This is a genomic window from Marinobacterium sp. xm-a-152 (assembly GCF_013282965.1).
In the GTDB taxonomy this organism is placed as follows: domain Bacteria; phylum Pseudomonadota; class Gammaproteobacteria; order Pseudomonadales; family Balneatricaceae; genus Marinobacterium_E.
The window spans coordinates 1-19,547 of the sequence record NZ_WBYI01000005.1 but is presented as its reverse complement, the minus strand read 5'-3'; the positions used below and the strand labels follow the sequence as shown (position 1 = coordinate 19,547).

The 19,547-nt window shown below is 48.9% G+C and carries 18 protein-coding genes; 17 read left to right on the top strand and 1 reads right to left on the bottom strand.

What is annotated here, in order from left to right; genetic code table 11:
* The first annotated feature begins 70 nt into the window (after window positions 1–70).
* The 4 genes from umuD (at window position 71) to XMA152_RS05725 (ending at window position 5,427) form a co-directional block, all read left to right on the top strand.
* Window positions 71–502: a translesion error-prone DNA polymerase V autoproteolytic subunit gene (umuD, locus tag XMA152_RS05740; protein WP_173481187.1), complete on the top strand. Its 432-nt coding sequence runs from the start codon at window positions 71–73 to the stop codon at window positions 500–502.
* Window positions 502–1,767, top strand: coding sequence for a translesion error-prone DNA polymerase V subunit UmuC (gene umuC, locus XMA152_RS05735; RefSeq protein ID WP_371740264.1), 1,266 nt, complete (start codon window positions 502–504; stop codon window positions 1,765–1,767). The genes umuD and umuC overlap by 1 nt, the downstream gene beginning before the upstream one ends.
* Before the next feature lie 134 nt (window positions 1,768–1,901).
* A complete protein-coding gene (gene clpB, locus XMA152_RS05730; protein WP_173483005.1) occupies window positions 1,902–4,478 on the top strand; it encodes an ATP-dependent chaperone ClpB in 2,577 nt (858 codons plus the stop codon).
* Between the two features lie 109 nt (window positions 4,479–4,587).
* Window positions 4,588–5,427, top strand: coding sequence for a 23S rRNA (adenine(2030)-N(6))-methyltransferase RlmJ (locus XMA152_RS05725; RefSeq protein WP_173483004.1), 840 nt, complete (start codon window positions 4,588–4,590; stop codon window positions 5,425–5,427).
* A gap of 25 nt (window positions 5,428–5,452) precedes the next feature.
* Here XMA152_RS05725 and XMA152_RS05720 read toward each other — a convergent pair whose 3' ends face one another.
* Window positions 5,453–5,722, bottom strand: a complete 270-nt coding sequence (locus XMA152_RS05720) for a hypothetical protein (protein WP_173481184.1) — start codon at window positions 5,720–5,722, stop codon at window positions 5,453–5,455.
* Window positions 5,723–6,141: 419 nt separating this feature from the next.
* Here XMA152_RS05720 and XMA152_RS05715 point away from each other — a divergent pair, with 419 nt between their 5' ends.
* The 13 genes from XMA152_RS05715 (at window position 6,142) to XMA152_RS05655 (ending at window position 19,163) form a co-directional block, all read left to right on the top strand.
* On the top strand, window positions 6,142–7,857 hold the full coding sequence (locus XMA152_RS05715) for an acetolactate synthase 3 large subunit (RefSeq protein ID WP_173483003.1): 1,716 nt from the start codon (window positions 6,142–6,144) through the stop codon (window positions 7,855–7,857).
* Between the two features lie 3 nt (window positions 7,858–7,860).
* Window positions 7,861–8,352, top strand: coding sequence for an acetolactate synthase small subunit (gene ilvN / locus XMA152_RS05710; protein ID WP_173482278.1), 492 nt, complete (start codon window positions 7,861–7,863; stop codon window positions 8,350–8,352).
* A gap of 153 nt (window positions 8,353–8,505) precedes the next feature.
* Window positions 8,506–9,510, top strand: a complete 1,005-nt coding sequence (locus tag XMA152_RS05705; protein ID WP_173482279.1) for a BMP family protein — start codon at window positions 8,506–8,508, stop codon at window positions 9,508–9,510.
* A gap of 20 nt (window positions 9,511–9,530) precedes the next feature.
* Complete coding sequence (locus XMA152_RS05700) at window positions 9,531–11,117, top strand: ABC transporter ATP-binding protein (RefSeq protein WP_371813284.1); 1,587 nt, start codon at window positions 9,531–9,533, stop codon at window positions 11,115–11,117.
* The gene (locus XMA152_RS05695) at window positions 11,114–12,229 is read left to right on the top strand and encodes an ABC transporter permease (protein ID WP_173482280.1); all 1,116 of its coding nucleotides are present in this window, start codon (window positions 11,114–11,116) and stop codon (window positions 12,227–12,229) included. The genes XMA152_RS05700 and XMA152_RS05695 overlap by 4 nt, the downstream gene beginning before the upstream one ends.
* Entirely contained in the window at window positions 12,229–13,203 is a 975-nt protein-coding gene (locus XMA152_RS05690) for an ABC transporter permease (RefSeq protein ID WP_173483002.1), read from the top strand. Before XMA152_RS05695 ends, XMA152_RS05690 begins: the two co-directional genes overlap by 1 nt.
* Window positions 13,204–13,205: 2 nt before the next feature.
* Entirely contained in the window at window positions 13,206–14,165 is a 960-nt protein-coding gene (locus tag XMA152_RS05685; protein ID WP_173483001.1) for a nucleoside hydrolase, read from the top strand.
* Window positions 14,166–14,169: 4 nt separating this feature from the next.
* Window positions 14,170–15,015: an isopenicillin N synthase family oxygenase gene (locus XMA152_RS05680; protein WP_173483000.1), complete on the top strand. Its 846-nt coding sequence runs from the start codon at window positions 14,170–14,172 to the stop codon at window positions 15,013–15,015.
* 98 nt (window positions 15,016–15,113) lie between these two features.
* Entirely contained in the window at window positions 15,114–15,977 is an 864-nt protein-coding gene (locus XMA152_RS05675; protein WP_173482284.1) for an A24 family peptidase, read from the top strand.
* 39 nt (window positions 15,978–16,016) lie between these two features.
* Complete coding sequence (gene pssA, locus XMA152_RS05670; RefSeq protein ID WP_173482285.1) at window positions 16,017–16,781, top strand: CDP-diacylglycerol--serine O-phosphatidyltransferase; 765 nt, start codon at window positions 16,017–16,019, stop codon at window positions 16,779–16,781.
* A gap of 97 nt (window positions 16,782–16,878) precedes the next feature.
* The gene (msrP, locus tag XMA152_RS05665) at window positions 16,879–17,871 is read left to right on the top strand and encodes a protein-methionine-sulfoxide reductase catalytic subunit MsrP (RefSeq protein ID WP_173482286.1); all 993 of its coding nucleotides are present in this window, start codon (window positions 16,879–16,881) and stop codon (window positions 17,869–17,871) included.
* Window positions 17,862–18,470 (top strand): sulfite oxidase heme-binding subunit YedZ, encoded by a 609-nt coding sequence (locus XMA152_RS05660; RefSeq protein ID WP_173482287.1) that lies wholly within the window; start codon window positions 17,862–17,864, stop codon window positions 18,468–18,470. Before msrP ends, XMA152_RS05660 begins: the two co-directional genes overlap by 10 nt.
* 90 nt (window positions 18,471–18,560) lie before the next feature.
* Window positions 18,561–19,163, top strand: a complete 603-nt coding sequence (locus XMA152_RS05655) for a Yip1 family protein (RefSeq protein ID WP_173482288.1) — start codon at window positions 18,561–18,563, stop codon at window positions 19,161–19,163.
* Window positions 19,164–19,547: the final 384 nt, after the last annotated feature.

Genomic DNA, 19,547 nt, shown 5'->3' with positions numbered 1-19,547 from the left:
TGCCTAATTTTTAGTAGTCGATATATACTGTTTATCCATACAGTATATATCGATTGATTAGGTATTAACGATGGCGATTACGCAGATAGCTGATGCGGTCGATCTTACCGCTGACCATTTAAAAATTCCTTTCTATACAGAGAGTGTTCCGGCTGGGTTTCCATCACCGGCTCAAGATTATATTGATAAGACGTTGAGTCTTAATGAGCTCTGCATTAAGCACCCCAATGCCACCTATTTCGTCCGTGTCGATGGTGACTCTATGGACGGTGTGGGTATCTACAAGGGGGATGTCTTGGTGGTCGATCGATCGCTGACCGCTCAGCATGGTGACGTGGTGATTGCCAGTGTCAGCGGTGAGATGACGGTGAAGACGCTGCAGCTACGTCCACGCGTGCGTCTGGTTCCACAGAATCGACGCTACTCGCCCATCGAGTTAAAAGAGGGGAGTGAGCTGCAGGTGTTTGGTGTGGTGGTCAGTGTTGTCAGGGTGTTGAAGTAGTGTCGCAAGTGATCGCGCTGGTCGATTGCAATAACTTCTATGTCTCTTGCGAGCGACTGTTTCGTCCAGACCTGCAGGGAGTGCCGATGGTGGTGCTCTCTAATAATGATGGTTGTGCTGTTGCGCGCAGTGCCGAGGTGAAAGCCCTAGGCGTCAAAATGGGAGTGCCCCGGTTTCAGATTGAAGAGCTGATAGAGCAGCACGGTATCTGCACCTTCTCGTCAAACTACACACTCTACGGTGATATCTCTGCGCGTGTTATGAATACGCTGGAATCGATCGCCCCGCGAGTGTTTGTCTACTCAATCGACGAAGCCTTTATGGATCTGTCGGGGCTGCAGAAGAACTACTCACTGTTGGAGTTTGGTCGTTTCACTAAAAGCAAAGTGGAGAAAGAGGTTGGTATACCGGTATGCGTTGGCATATCGACCACTAAAACCTTGGCGAAGTTGGCCAATCAGGGGGCCAAAAAGTACCTCTCTACGGGCGGTGTTGTTGATCTAACCGAGGTCGAACGACAGCGTAAGTTGATGGCGATGACCGAGGTAGGTGATGTCTGGGGTGTCGGACGTCGTATCAGTCAACGTCTGGAGTCGATGGGCATTAAGAGTGCATTGGATCTTGCCGATGCTGACCCTAAATGGATACGAAAACACTTCTCGGTTGTGTTGGAACGGACGGTGTCTGAACTTAACGGGGTCTCTTGTATCCCCTTTGACGATACCCCGCCGGTCAAGAAGCAGATTGTCGTGTCGCGCTCCTTTGGTGAACGCATCACCGAGCTAGCGGAGATGCGCAAAGCGATTGCCGGTTTTATTACTCGTGCTGCAGAGAAGCTGCGTAAAGAGGGGCAGGTGGCTCAGCATCTGCAGGTCTTTTTGCGCACCAGTCCGTTTGCAAAGAGTCAGCCGCAGTATGCCAACTCCACCAGCGAACGACTGGTAGAGCCAACGGATGATACGCGACAGCTATTGGCCGCTTCGATGCGCCTGATAGAGCGTATCTGGTTAGGTGGTTATCAGTTTGCCAAAGCGGGTGTGATGTTGAGCGACTTTTACGATCCAAAGCTTCAGCAGCAGACGCTATTTTGTGCGGACGGGGAGAGTCGCAGTGAAGCGTTGATGACTACCCTGGATCAGATTAACTATAAAACAGGTCGTGTACAGTTTGCCCGTCGTATCGACCGAAATCCTTGGGATATGAAGCGTGAAATGCTCTCTCCGCGTTACACCACCAGTTGGTTAGAGTTACCGCGCGTCAAATAGAGAGGTGTTAAATAGTTAAAATAATGTCGTAAAAGTTTTATTAAGCCCCTTGAAATAGTCAGACTTACCCTCACATAAAAGATAGGAACATTCATAGGCCTTGCTTCGGGAGGCCGCTATCAGTGGAGGCTAAGATGCGCCCAGATAAATTTACTTCAAAATTGCAGGAAGCACTGTCAGATGCTCAGTCATTGGCCGTCGGTAAGGATCATAATCAGATTGAACCTATCCACCTGCTCGCTGCGTTGATCGATCAGAGTGGTGGATCAATTCGTCCCCTGCTCAAGCAGGCTGGTGCGGAGCTGCCGCAGTTAACCCGTAAAGTGGGTGAGGCGCTTGAGCGACTGCCAGTGGTCAGTTCGCCCGATGGTGATATTCGCCTATCTCAAGATATGGCTCGTCTATTCAATCTAACCGACAAACTCGCTCAGCAGCGCGGCGATCAGTTCGTGGCGAGTGAGCTCGTCATACTGGCTATGCTGAGTGATAAAGGTGATGCCGGGAAAGTCTTGCAGGCTGCGGGTCTTACACAAGAGAAACTGGTTGAAGCGATTAATGCGGTAAGGGGAGGTGAAGCGGTGATGGATCCTAATGCAGAAGAGAGCCGTCAAGCTCTGGATAAATACTGTGTTGATTTAACAGAGCGGGCAGAGAGCGGCAAGCTTGATCCGGTGATTGGGCGCGATGATGAGATTCGTCGCACCATTCAAGTGCTCCAGCGTCGCACGAAAAACAACCCTGTACTGATTGGTGAGCCGGGCGTAGGTAAAACCGCCATCGTTGAGGGCCTCGCGCAACGGATCATCAACGGCGAAGTGCCAGAGGGGCTGAAACATAAGCGAGTGCTGTCGCTCGATATGGGATCTCTAATAGCCGGTGCAAAGTTCCGCGGTGAATTCGAGGAGCGATTGAAGGCGGTCCTTAATGAGCTCTCTAAGCAGGAAGGGCAAATCATTCTGTTTATCGATGAGCTTCACACCATGGTCGGTGCCGGTAAGGGCGACGGTGCGATGGATGCCGGTAACATGCTGAAGCCTGCATTAGCACGCGGTGAGCTGCACTGTGTGGGCGCGACTACTCTGGATGAGTATCGTCAGTATGTAGAGAAGGACGCAGCGCTTGAGCGTCGCTTCCAGAAGGTGATTGTTGATGAGCCGAGTGAAGAGGATACGATTGCGATTCTACGTGGTCTTAAAGAGCGCTACGAAGTACACCACGGCGTCGACATCACTGATTCTGCGATCATCGCGTCTGCAAAGCTGAGTCAACGCTACATCACCGATCGTCAGTTGCCTGATAAAGCGATCGATCTGATCGATGAGGCGGCATCCCGTATCCGTATGGAGATGGACTCCAAACCGGAAGAGATGGACCGTCTGGAGCGTCGTCTAATTCAGTTGAAGATGGAGCGTGAGGCGCTGAAAAAAGAGAAGGATTCAGCGGCTAAAAAACGCTTAGAAGAGCTCGAAGAGACCATCAGTGCTCTAGAGAAAGAGTACTCAGATCTAGAAGAGATCTGGAAGGCGGATAAAGCGGTACTGCAGGGTTCTCAGCAGATTAAAGAGCAGTTAGACCAGGCCCGTATCGAGATGGAGCAGGCACGTCGTGCAGGCGATCTGGCGAAAATGTCAGAGATACAGTACGGCAAGATTCCAGAGTTAGAGGCGCAATTGCAAGCGGCCGATAGCGAAGATGAATCTGAGGCTCAAACGGAGTTGTTGCGCAATAAAGTCACCGAAGAGGAGGTGGCTGAAGTGGTCTCACGCTGGACCGGTATTCCAGTCAATAAAATGCTCGAGGGCGAGCGTGACAAACTGCTGCGCATGGAGCAAGAGCTGCACAAGCGAGTCGTCGGTCAGGGTGAGGCGGTTGAAGCCGTCTCGAATGCGGTGCGCCGCTCAAGAGCAGGTCTGGCTGATCCGAATCGCCCGAACGGTAGCTTCCTATTTTTAGGCCCTACTGGTGTTGGTAAAACTGAGCTGTGTAAAGCGCTAGCCAGCTATCTGTTTGATACCGAAGAGGCGATGGTGCGCATCGACATGTCAGAGTTCATGGAGAAACATTCGGTTGCTCGATTGATTGGTGCACCTCCAGGCTATGTAGGTTATGAAGAGGGCGGTTATCTAACCGAAGCGGTTCGTCGCAAGCCTTACTCAGTCCTACTGTTAGACGAGGTCGAAAAGGCGCATCCCGATGTCTTCAATATCCTGTTGCAGGTGTTAGAAGATGGTCGTTTGACTGATGGTCAGGGTCGTACCGTCGATTTCCGCAATACCATCGTGGTGATGACCTCGAACCTAGGCTCGGATCTGATCGCGGGTTACAGCGATGATCAGGATTATGAGCAGATGAAAGGTGCGGTCATGGAAGTGGTGGGTACCCACTTTAGACCGGAAGTGATCAACCGTATCGACGAAGTTGTCGTGTTCCACAGCTTGCGCAAAGAGCAGGTGGCAGGCATCGCAACCATTCAGTTGGAGCGTCTGCGTAAACGCCTTGCTGAGCATGATCTGGGACTCAAGTTGACATCAACGGCCATGGATAAGTTGGTGGAGGTCGGTTTTGAGCCAATTTATGGTGCAAGGCCACTCAAACGTGCGATTCAGCAGTGGATCGAAAACCCATTGGCGCAGCGTCTATTGGCAGGCGACTTCATGCCTGGAGCTGAAATTGCGGTCGATGTGGCGGACGGTGAATTCACCTTCCGCTAGCTCTACTACGGTGCTAAATCGGGGTCTGGCCTTCTGTCAGACCCCGTTATTGTGAAACCGCTATTTAAACCGCTATCATTGCGCTTCTACCAAATTTTGAGGCACCTCCTTGCTTAGCTATCAACACGGCTTTCACGCCGGAAACTTTGCCGATGTTCACAAACATCTCACCCTTCAACTTCTACTGAATGCGCTCAATAAAAAGGCGAAACCTTGGAGCTATTTAGAGACGCACTCGGGTCGTGGGTTATATGACCTCTCGTCAGAGCAGGCGCAGAAGACCGGTGAGTTTCGTGATGGGGTGGCCAAGCTGTGGGGGCAAAAACAGCCGGAAGCTGTTCAGCAGTACCTGTCAGTCATCGCTGAAGTGTCTCAATCTGATCAGCTTCTTCACTACCCTGGATCACCGACACTGACGGCCCTAAATACACGTGAGCTGGATCAGATTCATCTAATGGAACTGCACCCACAAGAGGTTAAAGAGTTAAAGCGCAATATGCGCCTGTTTGCCAATGTTGGGGTGCACCACCGAGATGGCTATGAAGGAGTCTTATCACTACTCCCCCCTAAACCTAATCGAGGACTTCTATTGATCGACCCCGCTTATGAGGTGAAAGAGGAGTATCAACAGGTGGCGAGCTTTGTCGGAGAGGCAATGAAACGCTGGCCCAATGGTCAAATTGCTGTCTGGTATCCACTGCTGGCAGCTAACCGCCATGAGAATATGCTGAAGGCGATGGTTCGACAGCTGCCGGATGTTGGAGTGTTGGATTCACAGTTTATCGTGGCAGAGCCCAAAGAGCGGGGTATGTACGGATCTGGAATGTTGCTGATCAATCCCCCTTGGCAATTCGATCAGCAGTTGGAAGAGCTGCTACCGGGTGTGTTGGCTCAGCTCAACGCAGAAGCGCCAGAGATGACGCTTCGTTGGCTGAAACAGGCCCCTTAAGAGGTTAATTTAGAAAAGAGCTGGGCTAGTAAAGCGCCTGCTCATCTTTTACCACTTCAATCAGCAACTCAATGAATAGCTCATCGGCTTCGCTGCGCTCTAAACCAATGTGAACGCTGGTGGTGTCGTTGAGCTCATCAGCGATTAACTGAACTGCATTCTCTTGGCCCATATGCTTGCGCGCAATCTCTTTGGCGGTAGAACAAATTTCAGGCTCCATCAGTACCTTTCGAGTGAAGCGAACCAGCTCTTCAATAACGCGATCTTTCTGTTTTACATCGGAAATCGAAACCATTGTTTTTCTCCCTATGACCTCCTTGAACTATAACTCGCACAATGAAGTCGCGCTAGCAGGAGGACGGATTTTTGTGAAATTGTCGAAATCGTTGAAAAGTTGCTCTTTTTTTAGACAATTTAGCCGCCACGACGGTTGAAGTTACTGCGCTGCAGTGCGAAAATTTAAAGCTTCCTGTTATATGCAAATAACCCCGCGTATAGCAGACGTTTAAAAGGCTTACTAAGCATTACCCAGCTCAGGTCTAACGCTGCTGATAGAGAGATCCTTGTTTCAGTGGTATCGAGTGCTTTTTGTGTTAGCGCACACCCGTATTGATGACGTTTTGGCGGACAATCCCGCTGGCGCTGCACCCACTCATTCATGAATCAGACAAAGACAGAGTGTTGAATAGACAACACAATATTGAGGGTAAAAAGGTGGAACTACTTTCAGGTGCGGAAATGGTCGTACGCGCTCTTCGTGATGAAGGCGTTAAGTACATCTACGGCTATCCTGGTGGCGCATTGCTACACGTTTACGATGCGATCTTCCAACAGGATGAAGTTGAGCACATTCTTGTTCGTCACGAACAGGCAGCAACACACATGGCGGATGCCTACGCTCGTGCAACCAATAAAGCCGGTGTTGCGCTAGTAACTTCTGGCCCAGGTGCTACGAATGCGGTTACTGGTATCGCAACGGCTTACATGGATTCTATTCCAATGGTCGTGATTACAGGTCAGGTTATGAGCTACCTGATCGGTGAGGACGCATTCCAAGAGACGGATATGCTAGGCATCTCTCGTCCGATCGTTAAACACAGCTTCAGTGTGCAACGTCCAGAGGATATCCCTTCGATTATCAAGAAGGCATTCCACATTGCACAGAGCGGTCGTCCAGGTCCAGTGGTTGTGGATATCCCTAAGGATATGACGACGCCAACTGAGCGTTACCCATACGACTATCCAGCAAACGTGAAAATGCGCTCTTACGGCCCTATCAGCCGTGGCCACAGCGGTCAGATTAAGAAAGCCGTTGATATGTTGCTTGCGGCTAAGCGTCCTGTGATCTACACCGGTGGTGGTGTCATTATGGGTGACGCAAGCGAAGAGCTGGTTAAACTGGCTCAAGAGCTTAACTACCCAGTGACTAATACCCTAATGGGTCTTGGCGGCTACCCAGGTACTGATCGTCAATCATTGGGCATGTTGGGTATGCACGGTAGTTACGAAGCCAACATGGCAATGCACCACTCAGACTTCATTCTTGCGGTGGGTGCACGATTCGATGACCGTGTTACCAATGGTACTGATAAGTTCTGTCCAACAGCGCGCATTGCACACATCGATATCGATCCTGCGTCGATCTCTAAGACGATCGATGTGGATGTGCCGATTGTAGGTCCTGCTAAAGCGGTTCTTAAAGAGATGCTTGAGTTGGTGGCTGAAGCGAAGACTCAGCCAGATGCTGAAGCGATCGCAAACTGGTGGAAACAGATCGATGAGTGGCGTCAGCGCCACGGTGGCCGTTTTGAGCTAGGCGACAAGATGAAGCCTCAGCAGGTTATCGAGATGCTCTCTAAAGTGACTAACGGCGATGCGTTCGTCTGTTCTGACGTTGGTCAGCACCAGATGTTTGCGGCTCAGTACTACAAGTTCAACAAGCCAAATCGTTGGATTAACTCTGGCGGCCTAGGCACCATGGGCTTTGGTCTTCCGGCTGCGATGGGGGTTAAGTTGAACTTCCCTGAAGCTGACGTTGCCTGTGTTACCGGTGAGGGCTCTATTCAGATGAATATCCAAGAGCTATCGACTTGTAAACAGTACGATCTGCCAGTGAAAATCATCAACCTCAATAACCAGTCGTTGGGTATGGTTCGCCAGTGGCAAGATATGAACTATGAGTCACGTCACTCGCAGTCTTACATGAAGTCACTACCAGACTTTATCAAACTGGTTGAATCCTACGGTCACGTCGGTATGAAGGTGGAGCGTTACGAAGATCTAGAAGGCGCAATGCGTGAAGCGTTCGCCATGAAAGATCGTCTAGTCTTTATGGACATCTATGTAGATCCATTTGAGCACGTCTACCCAATGCAGGTTCCACGTGGCTCTATGCGTGATATGTGGTTGAACAAAACGGAGAGGACTTAAACGATGCGTCATATCATTTCAGTTCTCCTAGAGAACGAACCCGGTGCACTGTCACGTGTTGTTGGCCTGTTCTCACAGCGCAACTACAACATTGAATCGCTCACGGTAGCTCCAACTGAAGATCCAACACTGTCTCGTTTGACGGTGACAACCATCGGTAATGACCGTGTTGTAGAGCAGATCACTAAGCAGTTGAACAAGCTAATCGACGTCGTGAAGGTTGTTGACCTATCGGAAGGCGATCACATCGAACGTGAAGTTATGATGATCAAGCTGAAAGCAAATGGTCAGATGCGTGCAGAGATTAAGCGTACTGCGGATATCTTCCGTGGCCACATCATCGATGTGACGCCGAATACTTACACCGTTCAGTTGATTGGTGATTCGGCTAAGCTGGATGCCTTTATTGCAGCCTTAGGTACCGCATCGATCCTTGAAGTGGTTCGTTCGGGCGTATCCGGTATTGCTCGCGGTGAGAAAGTACTGAGCGTTTAACGCATTTCATACTTCGAAAATCCCAGCGTTTGCTGGGATTTTTTTTGTCTAAAAATAGACTTGTTTGCCTCTCTGTTTAGGGATAAGGTTGACTGATCGGTCCAGATTTCTGATGACCAATCAAACTTCGATCACAAATAAGGAACACCAATAATGAAACGTGTAGTTTTGAAAACACTCGCTCTTTCAGTAGCGGTAGCTTCAGCATCGGCTCAAGCGGCAGACCTAAATCCAGCTGTTGTTTTTGACATGGGTGGTAAGTTCGATAAATCGTTTAACCAGTCTGTTTATAACGGCATGGAGCGATTTAAAGAGGAGAGCGGTGTTAACTACCGTGAGTTCGAGGTGACTAATGCATCACAGCGTGAACAGGCGATCCGTCGTTTTGCGCAGCGTGGTGCTAATCCAATCATCAGCGTTGGCTTCGCCCAAGCTGCGGCCGTTGATAAAGTGGCCGGTGAGTTTCCAGATGCACGCATCACTCTGATCGATATGGTGGTTGATAAGCCAAACGTTCAGTCTGTTGTCTTCAATGAGCACGAGGGTTCATTCCTTGTCGGTATGCTTGCCGCAATGAAATCAGAAACAGGAACTGTCAGCTTTGTCGGTGGTATGGATATCCCACTGATTCGTAAATTTGAGTGTGGTTATGCTCAAGGTGCTCAGTACGTTAACAAAGATATCAACGTGATTCGTAACATGACCGGTACGACGCCAAGCGCTTGGAATGACCCAGCGAAAGGTGCTGAGCTGGCTGTTAGTCAGTTCGACCGTGGTTCTGATGTTGTCTATGCAGCAGCGGGCGGTACGGGCGTTGGTGTCTACCAAGCTGCGGCTGACTCTGGCAAATACGCAATTGGTGTCGACTCTAACCAGAACTACCTGCAGCCAGGTACGATGCTAACCTCTATGGTTAAGCGTGTTGATGTAGCGGCGTATAACTCGCTTAAAGCGATGCAGGATGGCACTTGGCAAGCGGGTTTCCAAGCGCTTGGTCTAGCGCAGGGCGGTGTCGATTGGGCACTTGATGAGCACAACGAAGCGCTGATCACCGCTGAGATGAAATCGGCTGTTGAAGCTGCGAAAAAAGCGATCATCGCTGGTGAAATCAAAGTTCACGACTACATGAGTGACAACAGCTGTCCAGCACTCGACTAAGATAGAGGTCTAACCGAGTGGTGGCACAACCTATACAGGATCCCAATCGGGATCCTGTTTCTTATTCAATTCAGTTAGCGAAGATTAATAAACACTTCGGTGCCGTCAAAGCCAATGTCGACGTTGATCTGAATGTCGTTAAAGGTGAGATACACGCCATCGTTGGTGAAAACGGTGCCGGAAAGTCGACACTGATGAGTATCCTCTATGGGTTTTACGAGGCCGATAGTGGTTCTATCTATGTGGATGGCAAAGTGGTCAGTATCACTGACTCGAAACGCGCTATCGAGCTAGGGATTGGCATGGTCCATCAACACTTCATGTTGGTGGATAATTTCACGGTGCTTGAGAATATCGTGCTGGGCGCTGAAGGTAGCTGGTCTTTAACGCATTCACTCGCTAAAGCACGTAAAAAACTGCAAGAGATCTCAGACCGTTATGGGCTGAATGTCGATCTGGATGCGGTGGTTTCACATCTTCCAGTCGGTTTGCAGCAGCGTGTAGAGATTCTTAAAGCGCTCTATCGTGACGCCAAAATTCTGATTCTTGACGAACCTACTGGTGTTTTAACCCCTCAGGAGGTTGATCAACTCTTTGCGATTTTAAAGACACTGAAATCACAGGGTGTCAGCATTCTACTGATTACCCATAAGCTGCAAGAGGTGATTGCGATCAGTGATCAGGTCTCTGTTATGCGAGCTGGGGCCATGGTGGCGACCGTTAACACGGCGGAGACCAGCCGTGAAGCACTTGCTGAGCTTATGGTCGGCCGTAAGGTTCTGTTACGGGTAGATAAACAAGAAGCAAACCCGGGCGCAGCGCTTCTTAAAGTAGATTCGCTAACCTGGCGTGATGACACCAATGTGCCTCGTTTGGACGATGTGTCGTTCACGGTGAATGCGGGAGAAATCGTCGGTGTTGCCGGAGTGTCTGGTAATGGTCAAACAGAACTTCTAGGTCTGTTGTCAGGTATGCTCGATGTGCAGCAAGGGCAGATTAATATTGAAGGTGTCTGCATTGATGCTCAGCATCAAATGACGCCTAAACAGATTCGTCACCTCGGCGTCGGACATGTGGCAGAGGATCGGCACCGTGATGGCATGGTGGGTGCGTTTAGCGCAGAAGAGACGGCCATCATGGGCTTTCAAGATGAGCCGGAGTTCAATGGCTCGATTTTGCAAAATCGCTCTGCCATCACTGAGCACTGTCAGGAGTTAATGAGTACCTTTGATGTGCGCCCAGTGGATCCCAATCTCAAATCGGCCAGTTTCTCTGGCGGTAATCAACAGAAACTCTGTATCGCACGTGAGATGAACGCTAGACCTAAAGTGTTACTGGTGGGACAACCGACACGTGGCGTCGATATCGGTGCGATCGAGTTTATACATCAGCAGATTGTTGCGCTGCGTGATCAAGGAAGTGCTGTGTTAGTCGTCTCTGTAGAGTTAGAAGAGATCCTGTCGTTGTGTGATCGAGTGCTGGTGATGTCAGAAGGGCGCATCGTGGGTAATGTGTTGGCTTCAGAAACCGATGCGCGCTCGTTAGGGTTAATGATGTCCAGCTCAAGAAGCGGTGATCAAATGGCTCAGCAGGGGGGGCAATCATGAGTCGTCGTGCAAAGCTCCCTGCTTGGGCAGACATTGGACTAATTCCGTTAATCAATGTCTTGTTGGCGTTTTTGTCAGCCGGTGTTGTGGTGGCTCTGATTGGTGAAAGCCCATTAGAGGCGGTGCAAGTACTTATTCGTGGCGCCTTTGGATACGATGAAGGGGTTGGCTATACGCTCTACTACACAACCAACTTTATCTTTACCGGTTTGGCGGTAGCCGTCGCATTCCATGCGGGGCTATTCAATATCGGTGGGGAGGGGCAGGCGTATATAGGTGGTTTAGGTGTGGGACTGATCTGTCTCGCTTTAGATCATCTTTTGCCATGGTGGGCTCTGCTACCTCTGGCCATTATTGCTGGATCCTTATTTGGTGCTGCTTGGGCGTTTATACCCGGCTATTTGCAAGCTTATCGCGGTAGTCATGTGGTGATTACTACCATTATGTTCAACTTCATTGCGTCTGCATTGATGGTCTATCTATTGGTGAATGTGCTGATTCAACCGGGTTCCATGTCACCAGAGACACGAGCGATTGCTCCCGAATCGACACTGCCGCTGATGCATGAGTTCTTTGCGTTTTTTGGGATCAAGATTACTCAAACGCCGCTTAATCTGTCTCTTTTTGTTGCACTATTGGCTTGTCTGTTTGTCTGGGTGCTTATTTGGAAAACTCGTTGGGGCTATGCCATTCGCATGATCGGTTTCAATGAGTCAGCTGCGGTCTATAGCGGAATCAATCCAAAACGAATGGTCGTCATTGCGATGATGATTTCAGGCTCTTTGGCCGGATTGGTCGCAATCAATGAGGTGATGGGGGCACAAGAGCGTGTCGGTTTAGACTTCGTCTCTGGTGCTGGGTTTACTGGCATCGCTGTCGCCTTGATGGGGCGCAATCATCCTTTGGGTATTATCATTGCTAGCTTGCTGTTTGGCGCGCTATTTCAGGGTGGGGCAGAGTTGGCGTTTGAGTTTTCAACCATCACACGTGATCTTGTTGTGGTGATTCAAGGCTTGGTCATTCTGTTCTGCGGTGCTCTGGCCTACATGATGCGTGGACCGCTGGAACGACTCTTTGCATTGGTTTCCCGCTCAAGTCAGGAGGAGCGATAATGGAGTTTTCTGTTCAGTTAATCTCTGCATTAGATTCCACACTTCGTCTGGCGGCACCGTTAATTTTATGTGCCATGGCGGGTCTCTTTTCAGAGCGCTCGGGTATTGTAGATATCGGCTTAGAGGGCAAGATGCTAGCGGGTGCCTTTGCGGCGGCGGCAATGACGGCTGTAACGGGTTCGGTATGGTTAGGTCTGCTTGCTGCCATATTGGTCTCAATTATGATGGCGTTACTGCATGGTTTTGCCTGTATCACTCACCGAGGTGATCAGGTCGTCAGTGGTTTGGCTATCAATATCTTAGCGGCAGGTTTGACTGTTGTGTTGGGCATCGCTTGGTTCCGTCGCGGTGGGCAGACACCCTCTCTAACTTCAGAAGAGCGCTTTGGCCCTCTAACCTGGCCGTTGAGTGAGTGGTTGTCGGATGTTCCGCTACTAGGGCCCATCTATACAGAGCTACTCAGTGGACACAATCTATTGGTCTATGTCGCTTTGATGGCGGTACCGATGACGGCTTGGATCGTTTTTAAAACTCGTTTTGGGTTAAGGCTTCGTGCAGTCGGTGAGAATCCGCAGGCGGTTGATACCGCCGGGATTTCAGTCGCTTGGTTGCGTTACCGTGCCGTCATTATGGCGGGTCTGCTCTGTGGTTTAGCAGGTGCTTACCTCTCTATCGCGTTGGGTGCAGGTTTCATTAAAGATATGTCGGCCGGTAAGGGTTACATCGCCTTGGCCGCACTTATTTTTGGTAAGTGGCGTCCATTCCCCGCACTCTTCGCTTGTCTTCTATTTGGCTTCTTAGAGGCCGTTGCAACCCGCATGCAGGGGGTTCAACTGCCCGTTGTTGGCGAAATCGATGTGCAGTTGATGCAGGCACTTCCTTACATTCTTACCGTTATTCTGTTGGCGGGTTTCATTGGTCGGGCGATCGCACCTAAAGCGATTGGTACCCCTTACAGTAAAGATCGAGCATAACAATGGCACAGCACAAGATTATTTTAGACACAGACCCTGGTATCGATGATGCGATGGCGATTTTTACCGCGATGGCACACCCTGATATTGAGCTGTTGGGCCTTACAACAACCTTTGGCAATGTCTCTGTTGATCAGGCTACTCAAAATGCCCTTACGCTGGTTGAGATGGCCGGCTCTGAAACGCCCGTTGCACAGGGTGTTGCGACGCCGATGATCAAGCCTCTAGCGGAATTTCCAGACTTTGTTCATGGAGTCGATGGGTTTGGTAATCTCAATTTAGCACCCCCTAAGAGAACATCGCTCCCTCAATCGGCGGCTGAATTCATTGTCGATCAAGCGAATCAGAACCCGGGTGAGATCGTTATCGTTGCGATTGGTCCTTTGGGTAACTTAGCTCAGGCGCTGCAGCTGGACCCTGAATTACCTAGCAAGATTAAGCAGGTTGTTATTATGGGTGGCGTGATTGCGAGTGATGGGAATGTCTCTCCGGTAGCTGAGGCTAATATTCTCTCTGATCCGCACGCTGCCGATAAAGTGATGGCTGCGGCTTGGCCTTTGGTCATGGTAGGGCTCGATGTAACTCATCAGATTATGTTGCCTCGATCACTGTTTGATCGTATTGCTAAAGAGAACGCCAAGGTGGGTTCATTTATGCGGAGTGCGGCTAAATTCTACATCGACTTTTACTCTAGCGTGCGGAATATTGATGGCTGCTATTCGCATGACGTTTCGGCCCTCGCTTATGTTGTGCATCCTGAGTTATTTGAAACGGTTTCAGGCCCAATCTGTGTTGCGACAGAAGGCGTTGCTATGGGTCAAACCATCATGAGTCGATTTGGCATACCCTATATGCTGGATTATTGGAAAGATCGTCCTGATCAGATGGCCTGCATGGGTGTTGACGATGCTGGCGTGGTCGATTTTTTCGAAACAGCAATGACAAACAGTTACTGGAGCTAGTGGTATGTCGAATTTTTTAGAAGCGGTCGATTATCAATCGGAAGGTGCCAGCGAGGCGTTTGTGAAATCGCTGCATGAGACCGGCTTCGGCGTCCTCAAAAATCACCCTATTGCCGAAGCGCAGGTTCGAGCCATTTATGACCATTGGCAGGCCTTTTTTAATAGCGATCGCAAATCTGACTTTGACTATAACGTCGGTACTCAGGATGGCTTTTTCTCCAGCAAAATTTCTGAAGTGGCGAAAGATCATACAGTTAAAGACATCAAAGAGTATTTTCACTACTACCCCTGGGGGCAGTGCCCTGAAGATTTGCGGGAGGAGTTACAGGCTTACTATTCTCAAACCAGCTCATTAGCCTCTGAGTTGCTAGGCTGGGTCGAAGAGTTTAGCCCTGAAGAGGTGAAAGCAGGCTACCGTGAGCCACTACCCAACATGATCAATGGCAGTGAGCAGACGCTGCTCCGTGTGCTTCACTACCCTCCCTTTGATGGTAATGAAGAACCAGGTGCTATCCGTGCGGCCGCACACGGTGACATAAACCTGCTAACGATTTTGCCGGCGGCCAGTGAGCCAGGTTTGCAGGTTCTCAGCAAAACAGGTGAGTGGCTTGATGTACCGGCTGAGTTTGGTAATTTGATCGTGAACATAGGCGATATGCTGCAAGAGGCATCGGCAGGTTATTTCCCGTCGACCATACATCGAGTGTTCAACCCTGTTGGTGGCGCAACCAAAAAATCGCGCATCTCACTGCCGCTATTTCTTCACCCTAGACCAGATGTGGTTCTATCGGATCGATACACAGCGGATAGCTATTTAAAAGAGCGGCTCAAAGAGTTGGGCGTTATCTGATCCTAAACCCGGCAATGTTCGGGTTTTTTTAGCGCAAAAATATCTGGAATATTCTTTGCATGCTAGGATAACTGGATGATCAATTATAAGGCGATGCAATGAGCGCTTATCTATCGACCCTAGAGTCGATCTATCTCCCTGCAGTGGTTATGTTTTCTCTATTGGTTGGCAGCTTTCTGAATGTTGTGATTCATCGCCTGCCGATTATGATGATGAATAGCTGGCGCCGTGAAGCCGCTGAATTCTTGGATCAGCAGGAGATAAGCGATGATCAACCTATCTCATTGTCTCAGCCACGCTCACGCTGCCCTCAATGCGGACATGCAATACGCTGGTATGAAAACATCCCAATCCTCTCCTATCTGTTAATTTTGAAAGGGCGCTGTTCAGGATGTGCCAGTTCGATCTCTATGCGTTACCCAATGATCGAAGGGTTGACGGCTGTAGTGGGTCTCACTATTGCGCTCTATTTTGGCTTTACTCTTCAGATGTTGGTGATGCTGTTCGTCAGTTACTCTCTGATTGTCTTGATCTTTATCGATGCAGATCATCAGCTGTTGCCCGATCAGATCACCTTGCCCCTTCTTTGGGCGGGTCTACTGGTTAATCTGGTATTTGGCTGGGTCCCGTTGGACTCTGCAGTGACTGGTGCGATGCTTGGCTATCTGGTTCTTTGGCTGGTGTTCTGGCTGTTTAAGTTGGTAACAGGTAAGGAGGGTATGGGCTACGGCGACTTTAAGTTGCTGTCGGCTCTTGGGGCTTGGGGTGGCTATGCGATCCTTCCCGGAATTATTCTGATCTCATCCGTTGCGGGTGTTATCTATGCACTTGTCGGCGCGTTGTTTGGTCGTCAGGATCTCACTAAACCCATGCCGTTTGGCCCATTTTTAGCCTTAGCTGGATGGCTGATGTTGATTTGGGGTGATCAAATTAATCAATGGTATCTGTCGCTTCTTCTATAGATTCGTTAGACTTGCAGCATATTTTTTAAGGGCTTAAACATGACTGACCAGATTGACCCAGAGACGTCTGACGCGACCAGTGAAGATAGCGTAAAGCGACCTCGTGGTATCTATTTGTTACCAAACCTATTTACGACGGGAGCACTGTTCTCAGGTTTCTATGCTGTCATTTCGGGCATGAACGGTCATTTCACTGCAGCGGCAGTCGCCATTTTTGTTGCTATGATTTTTGATGGTTTAGATGGTCGTGTGGCTCGAATGACAAACACACAATCTAAGTTTGGCGCTGAATACGATTCGCTGTCAGATATGGTCTCTTTCGGTGTGGCTCCCGCTCTGGTTAGTTTTACTTGGGTATTACAGAGCTTAGGAAAGTTTGGCTGGGTGGCTGCCTTTATCTACTGCGCCTGTGCTGCACTTCGTTTGGCACGATTTAATACTCAGATTGGCTCTTTGGATAAACGCTACTTTATGGGGCTGCCGAGCCCAGCGGCGGCGGCAACCATTGCTGGATTGATCTGGTTTATGACTGAAAAGGGGATAGACCCAGCCCCATTTGCTTGGTTGATCGCACTCTATGTGGCGCTCATTGGTCTCTCTATGGTGAGTAATGTTCTCTACAACAGCGGTAAAGAGATCAACTTAAAAGGGAAGATCACCTTTGTAAAAATGATTGTGATCGTACTGGTTGTCGCCTTTCTAGCGACAGATCCTGATCTCTACCTGTGGCTTATCTTTCTTGCTTACACTGTATCAGGCCCTATTCAATGGCTGCTTAGAAGTAGAAAACGACAAGCAGAGTAATACATCATTAGAAAGCCACCTTCGGGTGGTTTTTTATTTGTAAGGCATTTGTCAGCTTAGCGACTAATATTAGAGGTATAGCGATAGGAGATTAATTATGTTGATCGGTAAGCCTTCCAAAATTCTAAGCAGTGAAATCACATCTGAATCGGTCTATTTTTCTAGGCGTTCGCTATTGAAAGGACTGGGTTTGGTCGCAGGTGCTGCTTCGATGCCTAGCTATGCGCTGACACAACCCAAGAGTTCCGATCTGCCACTCTATCCTGGTCCTGACTGGTTAAGACCGAAGCTCGAAAGCGCAAAGACAACTTGGAGCGTCGATGAAGAGTTAACGCCTTACGATTCGGTCATTACCTACAACAACTTCTACGAGTTCGGCCTCAATAAAGAGGATCCGTATGAGAGAGCTCAGAATTTTAAGACAGACCCCTGGCAGGTTGAGATAGTGGGTGAGGTAGAGCGCCCGGGTATCTATAACCTGGAGGATCTTCTTGCAAAAGTGGACATAGAAGAGAGGATCTACCGCTTTCGATGCGTAGAGGCATGGTCGATGGTCATTCCTTGGCTCGGTTTCTCTCTGGCTTCACTGATAAAGCAGTTGAATCCAACTTCAAACGCTAAATACGTTGAGTTTGTCACGCTTGAAGACCCAGAGCAGATGCCGGGTCAGCGTTCACTCTTCAGTACCATCGATTGGCCATACAGAGAAGGGTTAAGAATAGATGAGGCAATGCATCCACTGACGTTGTTAGCGGTCGGTGTTTATGGTCAAGCGATGCCTCCACAGAATGGCGCGCCGCTTAGGTTGGTAGTGCCTTGGAAATATGGCTTCAAAAGTATTAAGTCTATCGTGCAGATTCGATTCAGGGAGACCATGCCGCAAAATACTTGGCGCTTAACGGCTTCTCAGGAGTATGGCTTTTATGCCAACGTCAATCCGAATGTAGATCACCCCAGATGGTCGCAAGCGACAGAGAGAAGGCTACCATCATCACTGTTTAATCCGAGAATCATAGAGACTCAAATGTTTAACGGCTATGAAGAGGTCGCACCTCTCTATGCTGGGATGGATCTCTCTAAATGGTATTAACCAGCAGGGGCTTATCTAGACGGCTCATCTGGATAGCACTTTTTACGTCGTTGGCCTTGCCATTGATATGGCTGGTCTACTTGGCCTATAGCAATCAGTTGGGAGCTGATCCAGCGAAAGAGCTTGTCGATGAATTAGGGCAGTGGGCAATTCGGTTTTTGATCCTGACACTCTGTGCATCAACCTTCAGTCGGCGTTTGAATATAAAGTTTTTGCTGCAACATCGGAGAATGGTGGGGCTGTATGCACTCTTTTATGCGGTGCTCCATCTTTTGGCGGTATCGACCTTTATTCTTGGCTGGCGTGTTGATCTGCTGATTAGAGAGTTAACGGATAGGCCCTATATTATGTTGGGTATGGCTGGGCTTTTGTTGCTCATCCCTTTGGGAATTACATCCACAAAAGGGTGGCAGAAAAAATTGGGTCGTAAATGGACAACGCTTCATAAATTGATCTACCCAGCAGCTATGCTAGCGCTGTTACACCTGGTACTACTAATAAGGGCAAGCATTTTAGAGGCGATGATCTATACGCTTTTAATATCTCTACTTTTAATAGAACGATTGTTTAGAAAAAGAAAACCTAAAAAGAGAGAGTGAACTAACACATAAATCCCAGACGTATCCTATATTGAATGTGTTGAATCAATAAAAACAAACTCAAAGTTCAGCTTTGAAAGGAGTGTAACAATGATTCTGCAGCATCTTTCGGGTGTGTTCTATCACCCAGTAAAAGAGTGGAAGTCAATTGATAAAGACTCTTCACTAACACTAAACAATGTCATTATTCAGCTGGTACTGCTGGCACTTATACCACCTATATCGTTATTCATAGGAACTACCCAGGTGGGATGGAGTGTCTCCTATGGTGAATATCACCTGTTGGCGAGCGAATCCGCCTTTGGAGCCGCGGTAGCATTTTACATTGCTATATTAGGCGTCATCGCCGGGTTGACCTACAGCATACGTTGGATGGAGAAAACCTATGGTGCCAACGCGGGTGTTGATGAGTGTGCGCGTTTAGCGCTATACACTGCAACGCCGATGTTGCTGGCAGGGCTCATTGGCCTCTATCCAATGCTGTGGCTCTGCGTGAGTGTCGGAATGTTAGCGGTAGCTTTTAGTGTCTATCTGCTCTACACAGGAGTACCCGTCATAATGCATATTGAAGAGGAGAGAGCGTTTATGTTCTCTACATCAATATTGACGGTTGGTCTTGTAGCGCTTGTCACCATTATGGCTGCGAGCGTTATTCTGTGGAGTACAGTCGTACCGCTGACCATATTAAGTTAAATTTATTTCCCTCAAGGGTTGACGCTCTGTTCAACCTAAGTATAATTCGCGCTCTCGATTACGGAGTCACACCTGATTACAGGTTGATCAGTAACCGAGAGGTGCGAATTAACTGTTTGTTTTTTAAGCAAATAATTGAAAGTTTTTGACGCATAAGACAGTTTTTAATTTTTAAAAAAATATTAAAAACTTGTTGACATGTGATGATGCAATCAATAATATACGCACCTCGCTTGAGACGAGTACTCAAGCAGCCACCAAAAGATCGGTGGCACGCTCTTTAACAATTAATCAGGTAATGCGTGTGGGCGCTTGTTGAGGTTGAGCACAAAAGCTTAACAAGACAAGCAACCTATATGTGAATTCATTTAGCGTAATGTTTTT